The following is a 22,790-nucleotide window of genomic DNA, read 5'->3' as shown; positions in this document are numbered from 1 at the left end:
GCTTCAATCCCGGGGATGAGCCATACAAAACGTTCCCCTGCTGATCAGGCCGCAAGCTTGCGGCGTACCGGCCTTCTGTCCTCGGTCAGATGGTGCCCGTCTCCAAATTTTGGACCCCGCCCTGCGGGTTCGGAAATTTCATTGTTGGTAGTGCACAACATAAGCTTGCCGCCCGGCCAATATGGGGGGCCTGAGATTGAAGATTTTTTCTGTAACCGCCTGGATTCATCCGGTCATCCATATCTGGAAACCATTGCCGAAATGCAGGTTTCTTCCCATGTGCTGGTCCGACGCGATGGTCATTGTGTTCAGTTTGTGAATTTTCTTGAGAGGGCATGGCATGCTGGCCGCTCTGTTTTTGATGGTTGCCCGGAGTGCAATGATTACTCAATCGGTATCGAACTGGAGGGTACCGATGATGATCCCTATACAGTGGCTCAATATGATGCACTTGCGGGCCTGACCATCCTGATTATGGAGGCCTGGCCTGCCGTAACGCCCCAGCGGGTTACAGGTCACAGTGATATCGCACCGGGCCGGAAAACGGATCCTGGCCCGGCATTTGATTGGCAATATTATCAACAGTGTTTGTCTGTTCGGGGCATGGCAGAGCGCACCGGCGATGGCGAGATTGTTTTCTGATGCCGTTCTTCATACTGTTACTGGCCTATGTGACCCGTCGGAGTCTCGACAGTGCCGATCGTCTCAATACCGAATCGATTTGGCGCCAGAGTTTCAGTTGGGGCGCAAGCGCACCTTCCGGCCGAGAGGCTCGGGTATGGCCCGGAATAGTGATTGTGATTATTCCCACGCTGATGTTGCTCGCCCTCGATTATATTTTGAGAACCCTTTCTTTAGTAGTTTTAGCCTCGCTAGTTGATTATCTGTTGCTTGTACTTCTTATGGGGGCTCCCGGGTGGAGGCTGCGTATGGAGGTCTATGCAGAGGCGTGGCGGCGCGGTGACATGCAAGCGGCGTGGCATCATATCAAAGACAGTTTGCCGGCAACCGAACGGGGAACTGCTTCGGCCCCCGAACACCTGCATTTGTCGGTCTCTTCCCGGTTTATGGTGGTGATGTTTGAACGCTATTTTCTGATTATTTTCTGGTACGTCGTTGGAGGTATTGCTGTTGCCTTTCTGGTGCGGGCGGTTATTGCCTTGCGCGACCACTGGCCTCAGGCCGCGGCCCGTATCGGTTTCGGAGTAGCTGCCAACTTACTTGCATGGTTTCCCGTTCGGGTGCTGTCGTTTACGTTCGGACTGGCCGGGGATCTCACAGGCTGGCTTCGGGCAGGGCGCAGCAGTATGAGTAATTTCTCCGCGACTCCTCCTCTGGTGCTTATGGATGCGGCCAACAGCGCTTTGACCGGCTATGCGCTGGAGCCCTCGCGATTTCAAAAACTGCACCCTGATGAGTGGTCAGAGTATGGCGGGCGCAGCTTCTCTGCTATTCGTGATCTTCTGAATCGCAGCATGCTGGTATGGATTTGCGTGCTGGCGCTGTTGGTGATCGCGGGTTTTATTGCGTGAAAGCGATAGTTTGGGAATCGGTAAAATCCTCGAACGGATCACGATAATTACAAATAAATACTAATTTCCCTTCAAATTTTGAAGGAAGCGTCCGACAACTACTGTATAAAACACAAAAAATCGGTTGTCGCATTTATTGGGGGTTTTCTTGAACCATCTTATCCGTCCAGCTGTCACTCTGATGAACCGGTTGCCGATGTTCTACAAGTTCAGCCTGATCAGCATTCTGTTTTTATTGCCAATTGTGGCTCTCTCTTTCCTTGTCGTTAGTGAACTCAATCGCTCAGTCGCCACGATTACCAAGGGCATCGAGGGCACAGATCGCCTCCAGCGGGTCAACTACCTGCTTGATGCCGCTTATCGATATCGGGACTATCGGGCGCCAGGAAAACTTAAAGAAGACCCGGAGATTCTGGCCTTGGCGGATACGGCTCGGGATGACATCGATCGGGTGTTGGCGGGCTTTACCGCAACGGATGCCATGTTCGATAACAACGGCCATTGGAAAGCGCAGGTTGAGTCACTGCAAGCGGACTGGGAAACGCTCAAGAGCGAAGACATATACCAGCAAAACATGGGTCCGCAGTTCAAGTATTACCAGGAGTTTGTGCAGAAGGTTCGCGCCTTGCTGTCCGCCACGATCCAGATTTCAGGCTTGTCCCAGGACGCTTCCCGGGAAAACCAGCTTTTGTTGGAATTATCGACCTATACCTTACCTAACGCTTACAACATGATAGGCCAGGCGCGTTCTTATGGCATGTTTGCGTTGCTGGAAGGCCAGCTTGGCTACTCTCTGGGGGACACCGCCAACGAGATCTACGATGGCCTCACCAATCTCGATACGCTTTTGCAACCAGCCCTAAGGGTAGCGGCCAGCGGTTCACCTGCGTTTAATTCTCGGGGCATGGACGCTATTGAAGGTGTCTCGAAGAGTCTTGGAGCCGTGCAGCTTATGCTTGATGAACACATCATAACGCCGATGCGTCTTGAAATGTCCTGGTCTGAGTACAACGACCAAATGGTTTCACAGATAGACCATATGCGAGCAACGAATGAAGTTATTTTTGATGTCATCGGGGAGAATCTTGATGGCCGTTTGGCGGATGAGCTGAGTCAGCGCCGATGGATATTCATTGCCCTGATTTCGATACTGATCATTGTCGTGTATCTCTACATTGGATTCTTCATGTCGGTACGTACTGCGATCAGCTCATTCAGCAAGGCTGCCCGGGAGGTGGCTGCAGGCGATATGACGGTTCGGATAAATCTTGATAACCGTGATGAGCTGGGTGAGTTGACTGGTGAGTTCAATAATATGACCTCAAAGATGGCCGAGCTGATTCGTTCCGTTGGCCAAACAACCGGTAATGTCGACCAGCAAGCCACCCGGGTGCATGAGACCGCAACCTCAAACAGTGAGGCAGTGGCGCGCCAGATGGATGAAACCAAGCAGATCGCGGAGGCCATGCACCAGATGGTGGATACGGTCCAGGAAGTCGCAGAGAGCGCCCATCGCGCCTCTGATTCGGCTGGACAGGCGGAGCAGGATGCGGATAAGGGTCGCGAAGTAGTCGCTGAAACGGTTGCCACCATCAATCGGCTCTCCACTGAAATTACGGGCGCGGTCGACGTTATAAACCGGGTCAGCGCTGACAGCGGAAGCATCAGTCAGGTGTTGGTGGAGATCAAGGCCATTGCTGAGCAGACAAATCTGCTGGCATTGAACGCGGCCATTGAAGCTGCTCGGGCGGGAGAGCAGGGCAGAGGCTTTGCAGTTGTTGCTGATGAAGTGCGCTCGCTTTCTCAGCGGACTCACAAATCCACCGAAGAAATTGAAAGCATGATTTCCCGTCTGCAGGGCGGTGTTAAGGATGCCGTCACCGCTATGAATAACAGTCACGAGGTGACACAGGCAACCGTCCAGAAATCCTCTGACGTAAGCGAGGCCCTGGACCGCATCGTCGCGGGTATCGCTACCATTGTTGATATGAGTCACCAGATTGCCCAGGCCGCCGAAGAGCAGGCTGCCGTGGCCAAGAACGTCAATACCAACGTCGATCAAATCAGCGTATTGGGGCAGGAGACCGCAGGCAACGCAGACGAAACTCTGCAGGCCTCCCGTCAGATGTCAGATCTGACCGCTTCGCTACAGAAACTTGTTGAAGCGTTCAGAGTCTAAGGAGCCGACTATTGACCTTGCTCCCACAGAACTTCCTGGGCGCCTTCGCGGCGCGCCAGACAGCGCGCCAGCACGAATAGCAGGTCCGATAAGCGATTCAGGTAATGCCGTGCAGCGGTATTTATGGAATCCTCATGGCCCAATGCCACCACAACGCGTTCGGCACGACGGCAAGTCGACCGGGCCATATGGCAGTGTGCTGCAGCCAGTGATCCACCCGGCAGGATAAAATTTTTCAGTGGTGGCAGGGACTCGTTGAACTTGTCCAGGGTCTGCTCCAGCCACTCGATATGCTCGTCTCTGATGACACGACTGCCGGGAATCGCAAATTCGCCACCCAGATCAAAAAGGTGATGCTGGATACGCTTTAGCAACGGCGTGATCTCATCATCATTACTCAGACACTCAATTAGCACACCGATCTGGCAGTTCAGTTCATCTGCCGAGCCCATGGCATCCACGCGCTGGGCGTTCTTGGCAATTCGACTGCCATCGGCCAGACCGGTTGAGCCATCATCTCCGGTTTTGGTGTAAATCTTTGAAAGGCGGTTGCCCATGGTTTATCCCCGTTGCTGAGTGTTAGTGATGGAATGTACCCGTTCGGTCAGCATACGGTTCACCGGCGCGGGCAGATTCAGAGCTGCACTTTGCCGAGCGACGTAGCCGTTGATGAAGTCAATTTCCGTCGGCCGACCCATTTGCACATCAGCGCGCATGGATGAGGTGTTGCTGGCCGTTGCCTGCGCAACTGTTTCGATATCCACACGCAGGTTCTTTGCGTCCGCAGGGATACCTTCATGATTCATTAACTGGGCAAGCTCCTCGCACACGGCATCGATGTGTCGAAGGAAAAAAGTCTGATCACGAAGTTGTCCGTTCGGACAATCTAGCAGGGCGGTGAATGGGTTGATACCTGCGTTGATCACCAATTTCTGCCACAGCCCTGAGGTGATATCGGTGGCCGCCCGGATCTGAAGATGACTGCGGCTCAAAAGCTCTACCACGGGCGTCAGCGCCTGTTTACCGGTGGCATTCAAACCGCCAATCCAGGTAACGCCACGCCCTGCGTGCACGACGACATCCGGTTGTGGTCGGTTGGCGGCTTCGGTTGTCGTCGCGGCAAGGATGGGCCGCTCCGGAAACATGGAAGCCACTGCCTGTTGGCTGCCCATGCCGTTCTGGAAAAGTACGATAGGCGTTGCGTCGGGCAGCGAAGCTGCAATGCGCGTCAGCGCAGGCAAAGCGTGCATTGCTTTGGTAGTGACCAAAAGCGCGGATGGCGTGTAGGGCGCAGGCAGCGGTTGCCAGGGTACTGAAACCGTTACTGAAGAGCCCTGGAAGGTCTGGAGTAGATACTCACATTGGCCAGAGAGCATTGATTCCGGACGCGGTACAAAGTTCGCCACGCCCGGAGCCAAACTGGCTGCCCAGAACCGGCCCAGTGAGCCGGCACCCAGTATCAGACAGCCTTTCGACATCACATCGCCTCGATGGATTTCCGCTGGTCGCCAAGACGCTTAAGGCCACCCTCGGCATCCCGGAGTTTTTCCACTTCTTTCTCTACCACCTCGGCTGGCGCTTTGGCGGTGAACTTTTCATTGTTGAGCTTGCCTTGCAGGCGTCCGATTTCTTTATGGAGTCGTTCCAGTTCCTTGTCGAGACGGGCCAGTTCGGCTCGCTTGTCGATGAGCCCGGCCATGGGAACCAATATTTCGGTGTCGCCCACCAACTGTGCAGCCGACATGGGCGCCTCGCCGTCACTCAGCCAGTCAATAGTGTCCAGTTTCGCCAGCGAACTCAGGAACTGCCGGTTTTCCGTCATCCTGCGCCGGTCGTTTTGATGCTCGCCCCGCAGTAACACCGGGATTTTCTTTGCCGGGGAGATATTCATCTCACCGCGGATATTGCGTACCGCTACGATCACGCCTTTCACCCAATCGATATCCGCCCTGGCGCTGTTATCCTGCCGGCTTAGGTCTGGCTTGGGGAAGGGCTGAAGCATGATGCTATCGCCCTGCTTGCCAGCCAAGGGGGCGATCCGCTGCCAGATCTCTTCGGTAATGAATGGCATGATCGGATGAGCCAGTCGAAGCACCGCCTCAAGCACCCGGACGAGCGTGCGGCGGGTACCGCGTTTGGCGTCATTGCTGGCGTTTTCATCATTCAGAGAAGGTTTGGACAGTTCCAAGTACCAGTCGCAGTACTCATTCCAGATAAATTCATACAGTGCGTAGGCGGCGAGATCAAACCGATACTGGTCGAGATGACGGATGACATCCTGTTCGCACTGTTGCAGCTCGCTGATGATCCAGCGATCCGCCAGTGAAAGCTCAACGGGCTCATTGTTAACGCCACAGTCCTCGCCTTCGGTATTCATCAGCACGTAGCGGGCGGCATTCCACAGCTTGTTGCAGAAATTTCGGTAGCCTTCCAGGCGGTTCATATCCCAGTTGATATCACGACCGGTAGTGGCCATTGCAGCCAGGGTGAAGCGCAGGGCGTCGGTACCATGGGCGGCGATACCGTTAGGAAACTCTTTCTGGGTGCGTTTGCTGATCTTCTCGGCCAGTTTTGGCTGCATCAGGTTGCCAGTGCGCTTTTCCAGCAAGTCATCCAGGCCAATGCCATCGATCATGTCCAGCGGATCGATGACGTTGCCCTTGGACTTGGACATCTTGTCACCTTGCTCATCCCGTATCAGGCCGGTGACATAAACTGTCTTGAAGGGCACTTGCGCGCTACCGTCTTCGTTCTTCATGAAATGCATGGTCATCATGATCATGCGGGCAACCCAGAAGAAAATGATGTCAAATCCGGTGACCAGCACATCAGTCGGGTGGAAGGTTTTCAGGCGCTCGGTGATCTCCGGCCAGCCCAGGGTGCCGAAGGTCCAGAGTGCGGAGCTGAACCAGGTGTCGAGTACATCGTCGTCCTGTTTCAGGGCCAGATTAGCTGTCAGACTGTATTTCTCCCGCACTTCCTGTTCGCTGCGGCCGACGTAAATATTGCCGTCCACGTCGTACCAGGCCGGAATGCGATGCCCCCACCAGAGCTGGCGGGAGATGCACCAGTCCTGAATGTCCCGCATCCACGAGAAGTACATGTTCTCGTACTGCTTCGGTACAAACTGGATGCGGCCATCCTCCACTGCTTCGATAGCGGGTTTGGCGAGAGTCTTGGCGTCGGCGAACCACTGATCTGTGAGCATCGGCTCGATGATCAGGCCGGAGCGATCGCCCCTGGGCACATTCAGTAGGTGGTCTTCCACCTGCTGAACCAGACCTTCCGCCTCCATGTCGGCGACAATCAGTTTGCGGGCTTCTTCGCGGGTCAAGCCAGCGTAGGCGGCAGGCAAGCTGGCGTTGACCTCCGGGTTTTCGCTGCCATCAGCGTTGAATACTTCGGCAACGTCACGGACACAGGCATCCTGGGTCAGCACATTGATCATGGTGAGGTTATTGCGCTTACCCACGGCGTAGTCATTGAAGTCATGGGCCGGGGTAATCTTGACGCAACCGCTGCCTTTTTCGGGGTCCGCATGGATATCAGCAATAATGGGAATTTCGCGATTCACTATCGGTAACAACACGGTTTTGCCAACCAGGTGCTGATAGCGCTCATCGTCCGGATGCACGGCTACGGCGGTATCGCCCAGCATGGTTTCCGGGCGTGTGGTGGCAACGACCAGATAATCTTTACCATCTTTGGTTTTGGCACCGCCCGCCAGGGGATATTTCAAGTGCCAGAAATGGCCTTTTTCTTCCTTGTTTTCCACTTCCAGATCGGAGATGGCGGTGTGCAGCTTCGGATCCCAGTTCACCAGGCGCTTGCCTCGGTAGACGAGGCCTTCATCGTAGAGCCGGATAAAAACTTCCTGCACCGCTTTGTAGAAGCCATCATCCATGGTGAAACGTTCGTGGTCCCAATCTACCGAGTTGCCCAGCCGACGTATCTGGCCGGTAATGGTGCCGCCAGACTGTTCCTTCCACTGCCAGATGCGCTTGATGAATTCGTCCCGACCAAGATCGTGTCGAGTTTTGTCTTCTTCCACTGCAAGTTTACGCTCGACCATCATCTGGGTAGCAATACCTGCATGGTCGGTCCCGACCTGCCACAAGGTATTGCGGCCCTGCATGCGCTTGAAACGGGTCAGTGTATCCATGATGGTGTGCTGGAAAGCATGGCCCATGTGCAGGCTGCCGGTAACGTTGGGCGGCGGGATGGCGATGCTGAAAGATTCGCCATCACCTGACGGGCGGAAGTAGCCTTTTTTTTCCCAGTTTTCGTACCACTGGCGCTCAATGTTTTCTGGCTGGTAGGTTTTTTCCATGGGGTTTCTGCTGATAGCCGGTTGTGTTGTTTACAGGGGTAATTTGAGAGCGGCAATTATACATGGTCGTCACGGTTGCGGCGAACCGCGCAGAGACGATTCAGGAGTTAATCAGAGGCTCCCTAACGTCATATCACGATTCAACCGGTAATCAGCAAAGTCCCGCGCCAGAAAAAGATTGCCGCTGTACAGTGCTCCGGCCTCGACAGCCATTCACCGACCTTGCCAGGCAAGAAATTAACGCAATAAAAGGATTAGCACGGCAACGGCAAGGAGGGCGGACACCCCTTGCCAGAAGACGACTGGGTTGCGCTCGATGAGAGGTGGTCTGGTTTTGTTGATGAACGCTTTGTTGGGCCGCCGGAGATCAAAGGTGAATTCGGACAACTCCTGATAGCGCTTGTCCGGATTTGGATGAACAGCTTTTTTGAGGGTTTCGTCAATCCACGCAGGGATTTCACGTTCGTCATCCAGGACGGTCTGGTAGAGCAGCCTGCGCTGGGCAGCTGCGGTTCTGGTCTTCGCGACCCCTGTGCCGTAAGGGTAGCGTCCCGAAAGCATGTGATAGGCCAGTACTCCCAATGAGTACAGGTCGGAGCGGGCGGTGCCGAGTTCCCCCATAAAGTATTCCGGGGCCATGTAGAGGGCTGTACCGGGAGCACCGTTTTGTTCGGAAGTGGTGGCCTCACCGATACCGGCAACTCTGGCAGAGCCGAAATCGATGATCTTTACCGTACCTGAGGTGTCGATCATAATGTTCGCGGGCCTCAGATCCTGGTGCAGTATTTCCATGCGATGCAGAGCGTAGAGCCCCCGGGCAAGCTGCTCGACTATTCCACGCACGGCTTCCAGGCTTGGGCTCGGATGGTCGACCATCCATTGGGCCAACGTCTGACCGTCGATGAACTCTGTCACCGTGTACAGATAATGCCGTTGCCGGCTTTGCATACCTGCTTTCAGCACATGCGCACTGTTGATGCGCCGGGCTATCCATTCCTCCATGAGAAAGCTTTCGAGGTAATGGGAGTTGTCGCGAAGATCGATGGAGGGCGTTTTCAGGATAACCTGTGCGCCTGTCTCTTCATCCTCAGCCAGGTAGATATGACTGCGGCTGGATGCATGCACCTCCCGCAATATTGCGTAGCCGTCAAACCGGTTCCTTGGTTCCAGGATGGGCGGGAAAGGTAAGTCTTCAAGTTCCTTGTTGAAGTCATTGGAATCATTATTGTCGGGAAGGTCGTCAATACGGACAATCTGGATGCTGAGGTTGTCTTCGCTGCCATTCTGATACGCGTGATCGACAATAAGGCGCGCAGCCATATCCAGATTGGCAGGATACGCGCTGATCATACGGGTGATGTGCCCAGTCTCGGTATGCTCGTACACGCCATCGGTAGCCAGGATGAAAATATCACCGATTCTTACCGGTAATGCCTGATGATCAAGTTCCAACAGTGGTTCCACCCCCAACGCTCGGCTGAGATAGCTCTGATCCCCGGACATCCACAGGCGATGATCATTGGTCAGTTGTTCCATCCCGTTATTCCGCAGGCGGTATATGCGGGTGTCGCCAGCATGGAAAAGGTAAGCCGTGGTGGCTTTGATGATCAGGGCACTAAGCGTGCAGACGTAACCCCGGTCTTTTTCGTAGCGGTAAGGACTGTTCCGGGTTTGGGCGTAAAGCCAGGAGTTGGTGGCGGTCAACACGCGCTCGACAGAATTCCGGACTGACCAGGTCTCTGAGGTGCAGAAATAGTCATCGAGAAAACCGTGTATGGCCGCCTCACTGGCAATGTGGCTGACATCACTGCTGCTGATGCCATCGGCCATCGCGAAGGCGATACCTTTGAGGCTGAGTTGTGGTTCGTTGGGCTGACAGGAGCCGTGGAAATCCTGGTTCGATGGTTTCCGACCTTTATCAGAATGCTGCCCTATTGAAACCGCTAAGCGTCGCGTCATGGTTGGGTGTCGGCGCCCATGCCATCAAATAGGCTGCGGGCGCCGAGTTCCTCCTGATATCAGGCGGGTACGCGCTGTGCGGGTGCTGAAGTGCGCTTGGCGCCGGTGCGAAGGTGGGTGGTGTAAAGAGTCAGGCCGGTGAAGGCGATGCCGCCCACGAGGTTGCCAAGTACGGTGGGAATTTCATTCCAGACCAAATAGTCCATGACAGAGAAATTGCCGCCCACAATGATGCCGAAGGGAAACAGGAACATGTTGACGACTGAATGCTCAAAGCCCATGAAGAAGAACAACATGATTGGCATCCACATGGCAAGAACTTTACCGCCGACAGTGGTGGAGATCATAGCGCCCACGACACCCAGAGAAACCATCCAGTTACACAGCATGCCACGAATGAAAATGGTGACCCAACCGGCTGCACCGTATTCAGCATAACCCAGAGTGCGAGCTTCACCGACACCGGCAATTTTCTCGGCAACTGCACCGGGTTCAATATTGAAGCCATAGGTGAACACGAAAGCCATCATGAACGCGACGGTAAGGGCGCCGGCGAAGTTGCCCACGAATACCAGACCCCAGTTGCGCATGATGCCGGGGACGTCCACTCCGGGACGCTTATCCAGGAGGGCGAGGGGGGTCAGCATGAAAACACCCGTCAGAAGGTCGAAACCCATCAGGTAAAGCATGCAGAAACCAACCGGAAACAGTATTGCTCCCAGCAGGAAGCTCCCGGACTCAACGGCAACGGTTATGGCAAAAACGGCTGCCAGAGCCAGGATCGCTCCCGCCATAAAGCCTCGTATCAATGTATCCCGGGTCGACATGTGAATCTTTGATTCACCCGCATCAACCATTTTTGTAACGAACTCTGAAGGAACCAAGTAAGACATTCTGTTACCTCTTTCATCAGTAGAGTGTTGGTGGCCCTTGGGATGGCAGTCGGTGCCGGGCTGATGAGCTGAACCTGGTCTGGTTACAACCAGATAAAAAAAGCGCCATTCACACAAACCGGTTTTCAGGAGGGTGTGGACGCCGCTGTCCGGGTGCTGCTCAAATTGTCGTGGGCTACCGTATCCCGCCGGGGCTTTCGCCGAATACACCTTGGTAGGCTGCAACAGTCATGCCGATTTTGATTTCAGATAAAAGAAGTAAATATTTATCAACAGGTTGAAGCGCTAAGCTAAAAGTGGAAGTAAGAGAAGCTTAAGGTATTGGGAGCAGTGTGCACTGGCAGGAGGCACGGAAGCGCAAAGCAAAGGCTCCCATGCCCCATATCGGTTCGCCTCGGCTGGCGCCTTCGGGCGGGTTATAGATCCTGATGTTACCAGCGATAGCTTACGCTACCCACAACACTTCGGGCTTCACCGTAATAGCACCAATAATCACAGCTGGCGACGTATTCTTTGTCCGCCAGATTGTGGACATTCAGCTGCGCCCGCCATTGGCGAGTAAAGTCATATTGCGCCATCAGGTCAAAAACTGTGTAAGACGGGACTTCAGTTTCGCCGTCGCGGGTCTCACCGACGAAGCGCGCGCCGCCGCCAATTTTCAAGCCTGGTGCCACCCCTTCAAAAACATAGTCCAGCCAGGCGGAGGCCATGTGGCGGGGAATCAGTCTGGCTCGCTGTTCCCCCTCGTTGCTGGACTTGTTTTCAGTATTGGAATCACTGTATGTGTAAGCCGCCGTCAACTCTAGCTGATCGGTGAGGTAGGCTACGCCCTCAAGTTCAAAGCCATCAGTGGTCCTTTCACCTTCCTGTACTTGAAAGCCGCCAGGGGAGGTCACTAGCGAATTGTCTTCCTCGATTCTGTACACCGAGGTGGTGACGTAGCCATCCAGATTTTCGGGCGCAAATTTCACGCCAGCCTCAAGCTGCTTTCCCTCCCTCGGATCATAAAGTTCACCATTGCTATCGGTGCCTGCAATCGGCTGAAAGGATTCAGCGTACGAGATGTAGGGCGAAACGCCGTTGGCGCCCAGATACATGATGCCACCGGACAGGGAGAGTTGATCGTCATCCGAACGCTCGGTGGTGTTCGAACCCCGGTTGGTATTGTCGGTTTCAGCCCGGTCGTAGCGCACTCCGGCCAGAAACACCCAGCGGTTATCAAGTCGCAATTGATCCTGAATATACAGTCCGGTTTGTTGCTTGGTGATATCACGACTGACCAGATCACTGGGGGCAACCGGAGTGAAATTACCGTACTGGGGGTCAAAAAGATCAATGGGCGCGTTGCCAAAGCTGAACAGATTCGCTTCGTCGCCTTTGTTCTCAAGGTCTTGATAATCCACCCCGAGAAGTAGGGTATTTTCTGTTCGGTTAGTGAACCACTTACCGACCAGCCGGTTGTCTATGGTCCAGCTGTTTATTTCCCCGTCACGGTAGGTAAGACCCCGGCTGCCTTCCCTTGGCCCTGTCTGGGCGAGAATGTAGCTGCTTCTCAGTAACAGGTCGAGCTGGCTATAACGCAGATCCTGCTCGAAGCGCCAGGTGTCGTTGAACTGGTGACTGAGAGAGTAACCAATCGCGGATTGAGTGCGTTCGTTAGTGTCGTAACCGGGTTCGCTGTAATTGGTAGACCGGTCAACCTTGCCAAACGGAGTGTTCTGCACGGTGCCATAGGGCAATTTGAAACCGTTGAAAGGCACGGCGTCGTCTTTTTGAAAACTGGCCAGAAAGGTCATTCGGGTCTGATCAGAAATATCCCATTCCACACTGGGGGCTATGTAGTAGCGCTCATTCTCGGTGTAATCAAGATCGCCGTCTCCGCCACGGTAGAGACCGACCAGGCGATAGCGAATATCGTCGCGGCTACTGACCGGGCCCGACGTATCAATGCCAATCTGTTGGTGATCGTTAGTGCCCGCCTGGATCTCCAGCAGGCCTTGTCTGGTTTCAGTAGGGCGCTTGCTGATGGCGTTAATAACACCGCCCGGAGGTGCTTCGCCGTATAGTATGGACGCTGGACCTTTCAGCAGTTCAACGCGTTCCAGGCCGAAAGGTTCCGGCAACCATTGATAAAACCCCTCCCGGTAGATACGTAAACCGTCCTGATAGGTGGACTGATCGAACCCCCTGATTTTGAACCAGTCCGTGTCGTTATCGCCACCGTACAGGCCAGACAAAACCCCCGCCCGATAACGGAAGGCTTCATCCAGTGACTGAACATTGCGCTCTTCCAGTTCTTCACGTTCGACCACAGAAGCCGTACGGGGTGTTTCCACCAGGGGGGCTGCAACCTTTAACGCTGTTCCTGAAACCACCAGTGCATCAAGAATGGTAGTGTCTTGCCCCTCGTCCTGTGCCAAAGCAAGAGCAGAAAATCCGCACAGGGCCAAGGGTAACGAGCGGCGTATCGCATGGGTCAGACGATTCAAGGGCAATATTTGCAAGTGCATGGGTATCCTCGACTGCAGAAGGTGGGGCGATACCGCCGCAAAGCGCCAATATCATTAACGCGAATAATAAAGATTCATTAATTTAAACGCAAATCATTACTATTAAGGTTGTGGGCGAGCCGTGGTATGAGGCAGCTTCTAGGGACGAGTAGGCGCGAGGAGGATTCCGGTCAGATAGCTAAGAGGCGGGGTTTTGGAGAAACAGTTTCAATTCAGTGGGTAAGGGCAGGTATTTATAAACCCTTACAGATTTTTCCTCTGGTCATGCACTTTTGGCTCGATACCCAGTGCCCTCAACTGTTTAAAGTGTGAGCGGGCCTGATCGAGCATTGATGTCTCGTTATGGGCTATCAGTGCCAGCCGTTTGAACTGACCGGCCTCTGCTGGAAGTGTGGCTGAGAGCATAATAACCGTGTCCCAGTCGGTGGGCGCTGGCGAATACAACAGAACGCCTACAGGCTCCACACATGGTGCGTTCGCCTCGGAGACCACACTATGGGGAATGAACGCCTCCGGACTTGTGTTCCAGAGCAGATTATCCAACTCGTCGGCATGCTCCTCGCTATCGCAAACGATACACACGCGATCACCCTGTTGCCACGCTTTAGTCACAAGTTTGACCGCGTGGAGATTGCGGGCAGCAGCGTTGCTCTGAGCAAGGATGTGGAACCAGTAAGACTGGTTCCGCGCATCCTTTACGACGCTGACGTCAGTATTACTTGCCGACATGAGACATCAGGTAATCAACGAGCAATGGCACAGGCCGACCGGTAGAGCCTTTGGCTTTGCCGGAGTTCCAGGCCGTGCCCGCGATGTCCAGGTGGGCCCAGCGGTAATCCTTGGCAAAGCGTGACAGGAAGCAAGCCGCAGTGATGGACCCGGCTGCCCGGCCTCCGATGTTCTGCATGTCGGCAAAATTACTGTCGAGCAGGTTCTGGTAATCATCCCAAAGCGGCATCGGCCAGGCGCGATCGCCTGCGCGTTCGCCCGCTGCCAGAAGCTCCTTTGACAGACCTTCGTCATTGCTGAATACAGCGCTGGCATGGTGCCCCAGGGCAATAATACATGCACCTGTCAAGGTAGCCAGATCGACGACAGAGGCCGGGTCGTAACGCTTCACGTAGGTCAGGGCATCGCAGAGTACCAGGCGGCCTTCGGCATCCGTGTTGAGAATTTCAACGGTCAGCCCAGCCATCGTGGTGACAATATCGCCCGGGCGCGAGGCGCCTCCATCCGGCATGTTTTCCGCTGCAGCAATGACAGCAACAACATTGATTTTAGGTTTTACTTCGGCAATAACCTGCATGGCGCCCAGAACGCTGGCAGACCCGCCCATGTCATACTTCATCTCGTCCATGCCTTCACCGGGTTTCAGGCTTATACCACCGGTATCAAAGGTGATGCCCTTACCAACCAATACATGGGGTTTGTCTTTGGCTTTGCCGCCACGGTATTCCATGATGATGAAACGAGGTGGCTGCGTACTGCCTTTACCAACCGCCAGGATGGTGTTCATGCCGAGCTTTTCCATCTGCTTCTCATCAAGTATTTCAGTCTTGATCGCCTCATGGTTTTTCGCCAGCGTCTTCGCCTGTTCGGCCAGCCAGATCGGATGGCAGATATTGGGCGGGGTATTGCCCAGATCCTTGGTGAAGTTCATGCCGCGGCCAGTGGCAAGGCCAAGCTGAAAGGCATCTTTCTGACTCTTGCCAGCAGCCGAGGCTGTTACGGTAATTTTGTTGAGCTTGCGACTGGCCGGTTTTTCACTTTTGAAACTGTTAAAACTGTAGAGCTGATCTTCCAGAGTACGGCCGATGAGGCTGAGTTTTGCTGACTCAGAGCTCGCCGTGTCATCGCCGGTTAGCGGGGTGTCGTGTAGGGCGACCAGAGCGTGCTTTGCTGCGCCCTCTTTCAACTGACCGGTCATGGCAATCAGCGCTTTGTGGAAAGTGGCCGTTGTGCGGCTTTTATCTGAACCGGTACCGACTACCAAGAGTCGATCCCAGGGCTGGTCGGGTGTCGGAATCATTACGGTATGGGCATTTTTTCCTAAGAGGTCGCCGCTCTTTTGCAGCTTTTTGATCAGCCCGCCCAGCGCCTCATCTGCGAGTCTTGTGGATTCCGGTAAGTCGCCCTTGTCTGGGAGAGCCACGACCAGACAGTCTGCCTTCACATTGGTTAGAGGTTTATTGCTGAGAGTAAAGTTCATAAAATCTCCGGACGGTCAGAAAAAATGTAAGCCAGGGACTCGCGGGTTTACATCTGAAAGCTGCACAAAAAGCGTTGGTTTACGCTCTATCTTAGGGTGAAGATTCACTATATCAAGCGCCTGATCTGTTTGAGCACGGGCAGGCGCTGTCATTCGAGATTCAGGTTCCATAGAATAGCCAGCACACAGCCGGGCTGTCACTGGACGCTCGCCCTTTATTCATCGTGTTTTTCAGGCCGAGACCGCTTTGAGCATTATTTTTCGCTATCTGACCCGACAAGTGATGATCAGTATGCTGGCAGTATCCGGCGTGTTGCTGATGGTGTTCATGAGTGGCCGGTTCATAAAGTACCTGGCAGATGCCGCCGCCGGTGAGTTGGCTGGCGATGTACTGTTCCAGATCATGGCTTATCGTTTTCCCGGCTTCCTGGAATTAATTCTGCCCCTCGGCTTTTTCATTGGCATTTTGCTCGCCTATGGCCGCATGTACCTTGAGAGTGAGATGACCGTGCTGTCAGCCTGCGGCTTCAGTGAGCGGCAGTTACTCACACAAACTCTGGTTGGCAGCCTTCTCGTTATGGTGATTGTTGGCGCTATGAGTCTTTATGTCTCGCCCTGGGGGATGAAGCAAGTGGAAGCCATCTTCAATGAGCAACGCCAGGCCACCGAGTTTGAATTGCTTGCCCCGGGCCGCTTTCAGAGCCTGGAGTCTGGCGGTCGGGTCACATACACGGAATCGCTGAGTGATGATAAGCGGGAGTTAAGAGGTGTGTTCATCGCCGAATTCTCCGAGGGTGGGGACAACCTGACATTGATCTCTGCTGACACCGGTTCCCAATTTATTGATGAAAGTACCGGAAGCCGTTTCCTGGTGCTTGAGGAGGGTAATCAGTTTCAAGGAGTGCCTGGCCAGCTCGATTTCGCGGTCACTGAATTCGAAGCCTACGGATTGCGCATCGAAGGCTCAGGCGGGAGCGACAAGACTCTGGAAGAGGCGCTGAGCACCCGTGAGCTGATGGCCTCCAGTGACCCCGAAGCCAGAGCTTTACTTCACTGGCGTTTCTCGCTTCCATTGATCGTTCCCATTGTGACACTGCTCGCGGTCAGACTCAGTCGGGTGAACCCACGCCAGGGCCGTTTTTTTCATCTATTACCGGCCATGCTCCTGTACATTCTCTATCTTGGTTTGCTGATTGTTGCCAGGGATGCGCTTGCAAGTGGCAAAGTGCCTGAGTGGCTGGGCATGCTCTGGGTCCACGCGCTGTTTCTTGGGTTGGGCATTTGGCTCCACCTGGGGCCCGCCTGGATGCGCAAGCGACGGCTGCAAAAGGAGGGCGCGAGCCGTGCATAAACTCGACCGTTATGTGATGCGTACTGTCGGTGGGGCTATGTTCCTGGTGATGGTCGTCGTGTTGTCGCTGGACCTGATTTTCGGTTTTATTGCCGAGCTGGATGACGCCCGGAACGATTACCAGATGCTGCAGGCGCTGGGCTACGTATTCATGACCGTGCCAAGACGTATATACGATTACCTTCCGCTGGGCGCATTTATGGGCTGCCTGGTAGGGCTTGGTGCGATGGCGAGCTCATCGGAACTGACGGTGATTCGCGCAGCAGGGGTGTCCATTCGGCGTATCGTTTGGTCTGCGATGAAACCCACCCTGATAATTGTGATTATTGGCTTGTTGATTGGAGAGTACGTGGCGCCGCCCTTTGAGCGGATGGCCCAAAGCCAGAAGGCGATGGCGCAAGGAGCTGGCCAGAACATCGCCTCGGCATCGGGTATCTGGCACCGGGAAAGCGACACGTTTATTCATCTGAACGCGGTGCAGCCGAATGGGTCGCTTTATGGCGTGTCACTCTTCGAGTTTACCGATGAGCACTGGATGGCAACGGCGACGTTCGCCAAGCGAGGGACGTATCAGGATGGCCACTGGATTCTCGAAGATGTCACCACGACAAAACTGTCGAAGCAGGAAACGTCCCAGGAGAGTTATGATCGATTGCGCTGGGACTCTGGCCTTACCCCCGAGGTTTTAAGCGTGCTGATTGTTAAACCTGAAAACCTCTCCATCAACGGTCTGTATACTTACGCGACATATTTGGGAGAGCAGGGTCTCACTGCAGCACCTTACTGGCTGGCATTCTGGAAGAAGGTGCTGATGCCTCTGGGCACGGGCGTTATGGTGCTGGTGGCGATCTCTTTTATTTTCGGGCCACTGCGTTCAGTGACGATGGGGTTCCGGGTGTTTACCGGGTTGATCGTAGGCTTGTTATTCAAGTACATGCAGGACCTGCTTGGCCCTATGAGCGTGGTATTCGGCTTCAATCCGGTACTTGCAATACTGGTACCTATTGCCATTAACGCGGCCGTCGGCCTCGTGCTGATGCGCCGGGCCGGGTAGCCTCCTTCGATCAAACAACCATCACGATTTTTATCTTTCCGGCGGGGCGACATAGACAACCCGGCTTTCCGAGAACTTGTCGGTCCAGGTCATCTTGTCTTTGTTCCAGATCATCCAGAAAAATCCCAGCCCTAAGGTAATCCAGCTTGCCCATCCCATCATGAACCGCAGCAACGCCTGAACCCAACTGATGGAAACGCCGTTGCTGTTCTCAACCCGGATCCGCCAAACCTGCATGCCAAGGGTTTGTCCGGTGCGGGTCCAGAAGTAGCCGTAGAATAAATACAGAATAATAAACAACAGAGACGAAAGCAGCGGGTCGGTGTTGAGTTTTCCGGCTTCCGCCATATCCATATAGCGGTCAAAACCAACGACCCATGCCGCCAGCATCGTGTAGCCCCAGGTTGCGACGATCAGCACCGCGATACAAATCAGGCCATCGTAAAGCATCGCCAGCAACCGCTTGATCAGCGACGCGGGGGGAAATGCTTCGTTACCTTCGTGAAAACGCCGTGCCATATGAGCTCCAGACTGACGGAAGACGCCCGGGGCGCCCCAGGATAGTAAACAGGCAATAAAACCGGCGCCGAGTATAGCGTATTCGTCCTAAAGATTGCGTGCCTGGAACCGATAACCAGACTTGTGTTTGAGGTTATTTCAGGGCTTTGGTCCGAATCAGGAGAGTGTCATGGTTTCACCTGTTAACCCCATGTCGTCCGGTAGAGCGCAAGCTTTGCCTGATGCGACCGATGCCCGCTCAAATCGCGGCAATGCCGCTAAACCTGAAAGCCTACCAGAACAGGTAAGTGCCAGCTGGCGCATAGTAACCGCAGAGGACGGCATCGCAATCCTCAGGAAGCGACTTGAACAGCGTATGCAGGCGTTTGATATAAAGGTTGGTCGACCTGCTCTGGGGGAATTGGAGCGCCCCAGCGCGGTTCAGGTGGCTAATCGCATACTGGGTTTTGTCGAGGCGAGGTTGGCCCGGGAGCAAGCCAGCGGTGCAGATCCGGAAAGGCTGGAAAAATTGTTAGCCCAGGCGCGGGAGGGTGTGACCAAGGGCTTCTCGGAAGCAAAAGAGCAAATACAGGCCTTGGGCATGATGACGGATGAGCTGGAGGGTGATATTGGCGACAGCTTTGCCCGTGTCAATGAGGGTCTGAACCGGCTGGGAGAGCGGATTTCAATTAATGGAACACCAGAAGCGATACCTGGCGGATCTGTTGTCAATTATGAAAGCGCCTCCCGTCAACAGTTGGCTTTTGAGGTCTTTACCCGTGATGGTGACCGAGTGACTGTCACGGTGGACGAACGACGTTTTCAAAGCGCGGCGCTTGCAGGCTCGGCATCGGGCGACGACGCGATAGTTGCTTCCTCGAGTACACAGATGTTTGCCGGACGTTACGCATTCGCCGTCGAGGGCGAGTTGGACAGTGGCGAGCTGAAAGCGCTGGGCGTGCTTTTCGAGGGAGCACAATCAGTCAGCGAACGTTTTTTTAGCGGTGATGTACTGGGGGCATTTGAAGAGGTGCAGTCTCTCGGTTTGAACGGTGATGAACTTACCAGTTACAGTCTGAATCTCAGTTATGCCCGGGTGAGCCGAGCGACCTCCTATGCGGAAGTGGCGTCTCAGCCCGCTTCTCCGTTATCGAAATTGAGTAATCTTGCTGAAGGTTTTCGCGAGCTTTCTGAGCGGGCCGTTCAGGCCAATGTTGCCGAGCCTCAATTAGTGCAATTGATGGAACGCACGATGGCGGAGGCCCAGCAACGAGCTGCGGTGGAGTTAAGTGAGCCGGTGGAGAGTCTGATGAATCGCTTTTGGCAGGCTGTCATTGCGCAATTGGCAGCCGATCGTGACACTGACGCGACATCAGACAACTGATCCCCGCCGGTTTGTTTGCAGTCAGTACTGACCAGATGCATCCTGCTATTTGACGGATTAATTGATGCGATTGAGTTCCGCGTTGACCTTTCTCGTTTTTCCTTTTAGGCGCCTATGCTAGAGTAGCGGCCTTGTGTGGCTTGGCTGGGCCCGACCAGGGTCTAACCGAACCCGCTAATGACTTCCTCATCGAAAGACTGGTCGATAAATCAGGGCAGGGTTATGAAAACCGCAGAGTTGCGACAAGCGTTTCTGGATTATTTCAAACAGCAGGGTCATACCATTGTTTCGAGCAGTTCGCTGGTGCCAGCGGACGATCCCACTCTGTTGTTCACGAACGCGGGCATGAACCAGTTCAAGGACGTGTTCCTGGGCCGCGAAGCGCGGGACTACACTCGGGCCACGACCACCCAGAAATGTGTCAGGGCTGGCGGCAAGCACAACGATCTTGAGAACGTGGGCTACACCGCGCGCCACCATACATTTTTTGAAATGCTGGGCAACTTCAGTTTTGGTGACTATTTCAAACGCGAGGCGATTAACTACGCCTGGACATTCCTGACCGGTGAAGAATGGCTCAAGCTACCCAAGGAAAGATTGTGGGTAACCATTTACGCCACAGATGACGAAGCCTTTGATATCTGGAATAAGGAAATTGGCGTCCCTGCTGAGCGCATTATCCGCATAGGGGATAATAAAGGGGCACCTTATGCCTCCGATAATTTCTGGCAAATGGGCGACACCGGTCCTTGCGGCCCCTGCACTGAAATATTCTTTGACCACGGCCCAGATGTTGCTGGCGGCCCCCCGGGCAGCCCGGAAGAGGACGGTGACCGCTACATTGAGATCTGGAACGTGGTTTTCATGCAATACAATCGCCAGGCAGATGGTGAAATGCAGCCTTTACCCAAGCCGTCGGTAGATACCGGCATGGGGCTGGAACGCATCACCGCCGTACTACAGGGGGTACACAGCAATTACGAGATCGACCTGTTCCAGGACCTGCTGCGTGCGGCATCGGATATTCTGGGTGGTGTTAACACCACAGAGGCATCGCTGCGCGTTGTGGCTGATCATATTCGCTCCTGCGCCTTCCTGATCGCGGACGGCGTAATGCCTTCAAATGAAGGCCGGGGATTTGTGTTGCGCCGGATAATTCGTCGAGCGGCTCGCCATGGCAATAAATTGGGTGCTACCCAGCCATTTTTCCACCAGTTGACCGCAGCCCTGGTGGAACTGATGGGCGATGCTTTCCCCCAACTGGTCCGGAGCAAGGCCCAGATCGAGAAAGTGTTGCTGCAGGAAGAGGAGCAGTTTGCCAAAACTCTGGATAAAGGGTTGCGGTTGCTTGAGCAGGATATCAGTGAGCTGAAAGGTACTGAGATTCCTGGCCAAACCATCTTCACCCTTTACGACACCTTCGGTTTTCCGGTTGATCTAACCAACGATATTGCCCGGGAGAGGGGGCTTACACTGGACTACGCGGGCTACGAAAAGGCCATGGGTCTCCAGCGCGAGCGCGCGCGAGCGGCCAGCAAATTCGGTATCGATTACAATGACAGCCTCACCATTGAAGGCAGCACCGAATTTACCGGTTATGAACACATCGATGGCCATGAAACTATTCGCACGGTGATCGTGGGGGGCGAAGAGAAGAGCGCCCAGGCTGGCGATGAAGCCATTGTGGTGCTGGAGCGTACCCCATTCTATGCTGAGTCTGGTGGCCAGGTTGGCGACACCGGTCTGCTTACCTGGAGTGGCGGACGGTTTCAGGTAACGGATACTCGCAAAGACGGCAACCATCACCTGCACATTGGTAGCGTGCTTGAAGGTGAATGGTTTCCCGGCCTGGAAGTGGATGCCCGTATTGACCACGCTCGTCGTCAGGCCACCGCCTTGAACCACTCCGCGACTCACCTGCTGCATGCAGCACTACGCCGAGTGCTGGGCGAGCATGTGACTCAGAAAGGATCACTTGTTGACCCCGACAAGCTCCGGTTTGATTTTTCGCATTTCGAAGCCCTTACAGCCAAGGAATTGCATGAAATCGAGCGGCAGGTAAATGAGCAGATTCGTAGTAACAGCCCGGTTGCGACGGAACTGACAGATATGGAACAAGCCCAGGCTAAAGGCGCCATGGCCCTTTTCGGGGAGAAGTATGGCGATACCGTCCGTGTTCTCAGCATGGGTCTCGATGACTACTCGGTTGAACTCTGTGGTGGCACCCATGTCTCTCGTACCGGCGATATTGGCCTGTTGAGAATCACCTCTGAGAGTGGGATATCGTCTGGAGTTCGTCGTATTGAAGCGGTTACCGGCGAAGGTGCCCTGCAGTGGATGGATCAGACCGAGCAGGCATTACGTGAGCTCGCGCGCCTGGTTAAAGGTTCGCGAGAGTCCGTCGTCGAGAAGGTGCAATCTACGCTGGAGCGTACCCGGCAGTTAGAGAAAGAACTCGAACAACTGAAATCGAAGCTTGCGAGTTTTGCTGGCACCGATCTGGCCAGTTCAGCGGTTGAAGTCAACGGCTTGAAAGTTGTCGCGGCTGAGCTTGCCGGGGCTGACAAGAAGGCATTGATGGAAACGGCGGATCAGCTCAAGAACAAGCTTGGTGAGGGCGTCGTAGTACTCGCCAGTGTTGAGGATGGCAAGATTACCCTGGTGGCCGGTGTCTCCAAATCGGTGACTGGCCGCGTTAAAGCAGGCGATCTGATGAAACACTTGACGAGTCTTGTCGACGGTAAGGGTGGTGGACGCCCCGACATGGCCCAGGGCGGCGGTAACGACCCCTCCAAACTGACGGACGCGCTTAAAGGTGTGCCGGACTGGGTAGCCTCAGCCACTGCTTAAAGCGTTGTTGTCTGGAGAATGGGCGGTCTATAATCCGCCGG

The 22,790-nt window shown here is 54.5% G+C and carries 16 protein-coding genes; 7 read left to right on the top strand and 9 right to left on the bottom strand.

The window, feature by feature from the left end; all coding sequences use genetic code 11:
• Positions 1-15 precede the first annotated feature (15 nt).
• The 3 genes from ampD (at position 16) to WEB64_RS17390 (ending at position 3,711) form a co-directional block, all read left to right on the top strand.
• Complete coding sequence (gene ampD, locus WEB64_RS17400) at positions 16-642, top strand: 1,6-anhydro-N-acetylmuramyl-L-alanine amidase AmpD (RefSeq protein ID WP_368061078.1); 627 nt, start codon at positions 16-18, stop codon at positions 640-642.
• Positions 642-1,532, top strand: coding sequence for a regulatory signaling modulator protein AmpE (gene ampE, locus WEB64_RS17395; RefSeq protein ID WP_368061079.1), 891 nt, complete (start codon positions 642-644; stop codon positions 1,530-1,532). The genes ampD and ampE overlap by 1 nt, the downstream gene beginning before the upstream one ends.
• A gap of 148 nt (positions 1,533-1,680) precedes the next feature.
• On the top strand, positions 1,681-3,711 hold the full coding sequence (locus WEB64_RS17390) for a methyl-accepting chemotaxis protein (RefSeq protein WP_368061080.1): 2,031 nt from the start codon (positions 1,681-1,683) through the stop codon (positions 3,709-3,711).
• Between the two features lie 8 nt (positions 3,712-3,719).
• Here WEB64_RS17390 and WEB64_RS17385 read toward each other — a convergent pair whose 3' ends face one another.
• From WEB64_RS17385 to WEB64_RS17350, 8 genes are all read right to left on the bottom strand, one after another.
• On the bottom strand, positions 3,720-4,268 hold the full coding sequence (locus WEB64_RS17385) for a cob(I)yrinic acid a,c-diamide adenosyltransferase (protein WP_368061081.1): 549 nt from the start codon (positions 4,266-4,268) through the stop codon (positions 3,720-3,722).
• 3 nt (positions 4,269-4,271) lie between these two features.
• On the bottom strand, positions 4,272-5,189 hold the full coding sequence (locus WEB64_RS17380; protein ID WP_368061082.1) for a ketopantoate reductase family protein: 918 nt from the start codon (positions 5,187-5,189) through the stop codon (positions 4,272-4,274).
• Positions 5,189-8,041, bottom strand: coding sequence for a valine--tRNA ligase (locus tag WEB64_RS17375; protein WP_368061083.1), 2,853 nt, complete (start codon positions 8,039-8,041; stop codon positions 5,189-5,191). The genes WEB64_RS17380 and WEB64_RS17375 overlap by 1 nt, the downstream gene beginning before the upstream one ends.
• A gap of 237 nt (positions 8,042-8,278) precedes the next feature.
• The gene (locus tag WEB64_RS17370; protein WP_368061084.1) at positions 8,279-10,000 is read right to left on the bottom strand and encodes a protein kinase; all 1,722 of its coding nucleotides are present in this window, start codon (positions 9,998-10,000) and stop codon (positions 8,279-8,281) included.
• Between the two features lie 59 nt (positions 10,001-10,059).
• Positions 10,060-10,893 (bottom strand): formate/nitrite transporter family protein, encoded by an 834-nt coding sequence (locus WEB64_RS17365; protein WP_368061085.1) that lies wholly within the window; start codon positions 10,891-10,893, stop codon positions 10,060-10,062.
• A gap of 431 nt (positions 10,894-11,324) precedes the next feature.
• Complete coding sequence (locus tag WEB64_RS17360; RefSeq protein ID WP_368061086.1) at positions 11,325-13,403, bottom strand: TonB-dependent siderophore receptor; 2,079 nt, start codon at positions 13,401-13,403, stop codon at positions 11,325-11,327.
• A gap of 243 nt (positions 13,404-13,646) precedes the next feature.
• On the bottom strand, positions 13,647-14,132 hold the full coding sequence (locus WEB64_RS17355; protein ID WP_368061087.1) for a DNA polymerase III subunit chi: 486 nt from the start codon (positions 14,130-14,132) through the stop codon (positions 13,647-13,649).
• Positions 14,119-15,612 (bottom strand): leucyl aminopeptidase, encoded by a 1,494-nt coding sequence (locus tag WEB64_RS17350; protein ID WP_368061088.1) that lies wholly within the window; start codon positions 15,610-15,612, stop codon positions 14,119-14,121. Before WEB64_RS17350 ends, WEB64_RS17355 begins: the two co-directional genes overlap by 14 nt.
• A gap of 247 nt (positions 15,613-15,859) precedes the next feature.
• Between WEB64_RS17350 and lptF the strand changes: the two genes are divergently transcribed.
• Together lptF and lptG are read left to right on the top strand one after the other, a co-directional pair.
• Entirely contained in the window at positions 15,860-16,963 is a 1,104-nt protein-coding gene (gene lptF / locus WEB64_RS17345; protein WP_368061089.1) for an LPS export ABC transporter permease LptF, read from the top strand.
• The gene (gene lptG, locus WEB64_RS17340; protein ID WP_368061090.1) at positions 16,956-18,017 is read left to right on the top strand and encodes an LPS export ABC transporter permease LptG; all 1,062 of its coding nucleotides are present in this window, start codon (positions 16,956-16,958) and stop codon (positions 18,015-18,017) included. The genes lptF and lptG overlap by 8 nt, the downstream gene beginning before the upstream one ends.
• Positions 18,018-18,047: 30 nt before the next feature.
• Here the strand turns inward: lptG and WEB64_RS17335 are convergent, their stop codons facing one another.
• Entirely contained in the window at positions 18,048-18,536 is a 489-nt protein-coding gene (locus WEB64_RS17335; RefSeq protein ID WP_368065729.1) for an RDD family protein, read from the bottom strand.
• Positions 18,537-18,705: 169 nt separating this feature from the next.
• Between WEB64_RS17335 and WEB64_RS17330 the strand changes: the two genes are divergently transcribed.
• Together WEB64_RS17330 and alaS are read left to right on the top strand one after the other, a co-directional pair.
• Entirely contained in the window at positions 18,706-19,899 is a 1,194-nt protein-coding gene (locus WEB64_RS17330; RefSeq protein WP_368057080.1) for a DUF5610 domain-containing protein, read from the top strand.
• A gap of 222 nt (positions 19,900-20,121) precedes the next feature.
• Positions 20,122-22,749: an alanine--tRNA ligase gene (alaS, locus tag WEB64_RS17325; protein WP_368057082.1), complete on the top strand. Its 2,628-nt coding sequence runs from the start codon at positions 20,122-20,124 to the stop codon at positions 22,747-22,749.
• Positions 22,750-22,790: the final 41 nt, after the last annotated feature.

Origin of the sequence: Marinobacter sp., assembly GCF_040882185.1 — a bacterium.
Taxonomy (GTDB): domain Bacteria; phylum Pseudomonadota; class Gammaproteobacteria; order Pseudomonadales; family Oleiphilaceae; genus Marinobacter.
This window is presented reverse-complemented; position numbering and strand designations above follow the sequence as displayed.